The following is a 4,643-nucleotide window of genomic DNA, read 5'->3' on the forward strand; positions in this document are numbered from 1 at the left end:
ATAAAGCTCAACAATTAGGAAAACAGAAATAAACGTAGGGTGCGTTAGGCAATCCATTGTTTTTAGGGAAAAAATCAAGGTCTAAATATTGCCGTAACGCACAAACTTTTTAGAAAAACCAACAATTAGGAAAACAAAAATAGGATAACCTTATCGGCGATCAATGGCATTTTCTGGAATTAATTACTAAAATAGGATTACATTGTATTGTAAGTGTTTCTAATATGTCCAAGCTGATAAAATACTTAACAAATGAGCAGGGAGAACGAGTCGGGGTTTTATTAGACTGGAACACCTATTCTCGATTTGCCAATTCATTAGGACTCGATGAAGATTGTTTGATTGGTTTGAGTGTGGATGAATTAAAGGCGCTGGCAAGTTGTCAATTAGCCTTGGTAGAGCAAACCCGTTTAGATGATTTAGTGACGAGAAATGCAGAATCTTTACTCTGCGCTGATGACGTAGCGGAGTTAGATGAGTTGTTAGCAAAAACAGATCAATTAACAATTCTTAAAACTCGTGCCAGATATACGTTAAAGTGCTTGGAACAAGGTACGACAGCAGCGTGAGTGTTTATATTCGGATGGGGTTTTCCCTGTCTGACAGGAGAGGGATGCAGAAACTCCGATTCTATCTTGTAAGTCATGACCAAATCTTCTTAGCCTACAATTAAAAATATTAGAGAGTTTCATCGGGATTCCTTCTCGAACTAACAGACAGCATCAATGATTGACTGGACTCCTTATCTCGAATCTATCTCGGAAAAGTACGCCCAATGGGAGACATTTTACACCCTCACCGACGTAGAGGGAAAAACGCGCCCAGCGAAAACTGCACCCTTGCTAAGGGATTTGTGGGTACAGACGATTGAAAAAGAACGGGAAAACCCGCCAGAAAGACCAGAAAGACCAGAAAAAACCGAAAGATTCACGGTTTTAGATGGTTTACGCAAGTATGCCGCTAATCACGTTCATGTTCTTTTAAAAGGTCGTCCCGGTTCAGGAAAATCGACCGCTTTAGCAAGATTGTTATTAGAAGAAGCGCAAAGCTTGCGCCCAAATCAACAAAATCAGGCTAAAATCATTCAAATTCCCATTCTCATCGAATTACGCTTGTATGAAACCTCAATTCTTGATTTAATTTTACAATTCCTGAAACGCCATAAATTAATTATTGATAGTAATACCCTAGAAAGTTGGCTGTTAGAAAATCAGAATTTTAGACCACTATTATTATTTGATGGTATCAATGAATTGCCCTCAGATCCTGCACGACAGAAATTAAAAAACTTTCGCCAGCAGTATGCAGAAATCCCGATGATTTTCACGACAAGGGATTTAGGCAGCGACGACTTAAACATTGAGAAAAAGCTGGAAATGCTCCCCCTGAGCGAACCACAGATGCGGGATTTTGTCAAGGCCTATTTGCCCGAAAAAGGCGAAGAAATGCTTAAACAGTTGGGAAATCGTCTCAAGGAATTGGGAGAAACTCCTCTGCTTTTGTGGATGCTTTGTTCAGTTTTTGATGATAATGAGAACAAAATTCCTGCTAATTTAGGCTTAGTTTTCCAGATTTTTACAGGAATTTATAACAAGAAATTAAAAGCAGATGTTCCTACTTACCAAGAATCGCGGGATTGGTGGCGAGAATTGCTGCAAGTGTTAGCTTGGAAAATGACACAAGGGGAGTCAAAAACTGAGATTCAGGTGGCTATTTCCCGAACAGAAGCAGAGGAAGAATTAAGCAAATTTATCAAAAATAAAGGATTTCCCGAATATTACAGTAAGCAGTGGTTAGAGGATTTATTGAAATATCATCTAATTCACCTAGAAGGTAATGAGAAAATTGCTTTTCGCCATCAACTGATTCAAGAATACTACACGGCTGAGGAATTACGCGACAAGTTGTGCTTGCGCCATCTCAGTAATGAGCAGTTAAAGTGGGACTATTTGAATTATCTCAAATGGACGGAACCTATGGCGTTGCTGTTGGGGTTATTGGATAGTGAAACCCAAGCAAAACGGGTGGTTAAGTTAGGGTTAGAGATTGATTTAAAATTAGGAGCGAGGTTAGCAGGAGAAGTCAACTTTAAGTTTCAAAAGCAGACAGTGGAATTAGTGCTGCGGTTGGATGTACCGAAACTGTTTAAGGTGGAGTTATTGGGACTAACAAAGTCTAATGAAGTTGTTAATGAGTTACTCAAGGCTTTAGAAGACTCTGATAAGTATGTTCGTAGGAACGCAGCCGAGGCTTTGGGTAAGATTGGCTCAGAAACAGCCATTGCGGGGTTACTCAAGGCTTTAGAAGACTCTAATAAAGATGTTCGTAGGAAGGCAGTCGAGGCTTTGGCTAAGATTGGCTCAGAAACAGCCATTGCGGAGTTACTCAAGGCTTTAGAACACTCTGATAAGTATGTTCGTTGGAAGGCAGCCGAGGCTTTGGGTAATATTGGCTCGGAAACAGCGATTGCGAGGTTACTCAAGGCTTTAGAACACTCTGATAATTATGTTCGTGGGGACGCAGCCTTCGCTTTGGGTAAGATTGGCTCAGAAACAGCCATTCCGGGGTTACTCAAGGCTTTAGAAGACTCTGATGAGTATGTTCGTTGGAACGCAGTCAAGGCTTTGGGTAATATTGGCACAGAAACAGCCATTGCGGGGTTACTCAAGGCTTTAGAACACTCTGATTGGTATGTTCGTAGGAAGGCAGCCGAGGCTTTGGGTAAAATTGGCTCAGAAATAGCCATTCCGGGGTTACTCAAGGCTTTAGAAGACTCTGATGGGTTTGTTCGTAGGAAGGCAGCCGAGGCTTTGGGTAAGATTGGCTCAGAAACAGCCATTGCGGGGTTACTCAAGGCTTTAGAAGACTCTAATAAAGATGTTCGTAGGAAGGCAGCCGAGGCTTTGGGTAAGATTGGCTCAGAAACAGCCATTGCGGGGTTACTCAAGGCTTTAGAAGACTCTAATAAAGATGTTCGTAGGAACGCAGCCGAGGCTTTGGGTAAAATTGGCTCAGAAACAGCCATTCCGGGGTTACTCAAGGCTTTAGAACACTCTGATAAGTATGTTCGTAGGAAGGCAGTCGAGGCTTTGGCTAAGATTGGCACAGAAACAGCCATTGCGGGGTTACTCAAGGCTTTAGAACACTCTGATTGGTATGTTCGTAGGAAGGCAGCCGAGGCTTTGGCTAAGATTGGCACAGAAACAGCTATTCCGGAGTTACTCAAGGCTTTAGAAGACTCTGATAAGGATGTTCGTTGGGACGCAGCCGAGGCTTTGGCTAAGATTGGCACAGAAACAGCTATTCCGGAGTTACTCAAGGCTTTAGAAGACTCTGATGAGTATGTTCGTAGGAAGGCAGCCGAGGCTTTGGGTAATATTGGCTCAGAAACAGCCATTGCGGGGTTACTCAAGGCTTTAGAACACTCTAATAAGGATGTTCGTCGGAAGGCAGTCGAGGCTTTGGCTAAGATTGGCACAGAAACAGCCATTGCGGGATTACTCAAGGCTTTAGAACACTCTGATAAGTATGTTCGTAGGAAGGCAGTCGAGGCTTTGGCTAAGATTGGCACAGAAACAGCCATTGCGGGATTACTCAAGGCTTTAGAAGACTCTGATTGGTATGTTCGTAGGAAGGCAGCCGAGGCTTTGGCTAAGATTGGCACAGAAACAGCTATTCCGGAGTTACTCAAGGCTTTAGAAGACTCTGATTGGTATGTTCGTAGGAAGGCAGCCGAGGCTTTGGCTAAGATTGGCACAGAAACAGCTATTCCGGGGTTACTCAAGGCTTTAGAACACTCTAATAAGGATGTTCGTCGGAAGGCAGCCGAGGCTTTGGGTAAGATTGGCTCAGAAACAGCTATTCCGGAGTTACTCAAGGCTTTAGAAGACTCTTATTTTGAGGTTCGTGGGAACGCAGCCTTCGCTTTGGGTAAGATTGGCACAGAAACAGCGATGACTGAACTTATCAAATGCCTGAAAAATCCTGCTTTTGTCACATTAAATAATGGCAAGACTCTCTCTATAGCTAGAAAAGCACTAGACACAATTCAAAACAAACTTAAATACTATCACCCCCTCTCCCAACCCATGAATCAACAAGTTTACATCTCCTACAACTGGCAAGAAGACAGCAACGAAATGGCTAATCAACTCGTCCAAGCTTTTGCCGCCAAAGGAATTGAGATTATTCGGGATAAAACCCACACCACCTATAAAGACTCCATCAAAAACTTTATGCGGCAAATTGGACAGGGGAAATGTGTCGTCGCCGTCATCAGCGATAGATACTTAAAATCAGAAAACTGTATGTTTGAATTAGTAGAAATTGCTAGAAATGGTGACTTTTATCAAAGAATATTCCCGATTATTTTACCAGATGCCAGAATTCATAAAGACTTCGAGCGCATAGACTACCTGAAATATTGGGAAGACGAAAAAGCAAAACTACAAGCAAAATACAAACAAATTGATTTAGCTAAAACTAATAGTATCTTGGCGACATTAAACTTATATGATGAAATCAGGGCTCTTCTAGGTTCTGTGTGAGCATGGTATAATAGTAACACAGAACAGGAGGTGGGTTATGTGGATAAATTTTGATCAACTCCTCGATTTACCAAATGTAACAGTGGTCAATTATCA

At 42.0% G+C, this 4,643-nt stretch carries 2 protein-coding genes; both read left to right on the plus strand.

Annotation, left to right across the window (positions count from 1 at the left end; all coding sequences use genetic code 11):
• Positions 1-224 precede the first annotated feature (224 nt).
• Entirely contained in the window at positions 225-569 is a 345-nt protein-coding gene (locus EWV84_RS22025) for a hypothetical protein (protein WP_287080088.1), read from the plus strand.
• Positions 570-725: 156 nt separating this feature from the next.
• Positions 726-4,547, plus strand: a complete 3,822-nt coding sequence (locus tag EWV84_RS22030) for a HEAT repeat domain-containing protein (RefSeq protein ID WP_287080090.1) — start codon at positions 726-728, stop codon at positions 4,545-4,547.
• Positions 4,548-4,643 lie beyond the last annotated feature (96 nt).

It is taken from the genome of Microcystis sp. M_QC_C_20170808_M3Col (assembly GCF_007095505.1).
In the GTDB taxonomy this organism is placed as follows: Bacteria; Cyanobacteriota; Cyanobacteriia; order Cyanobacteriales; family Microcystaceae; genus Microcystis.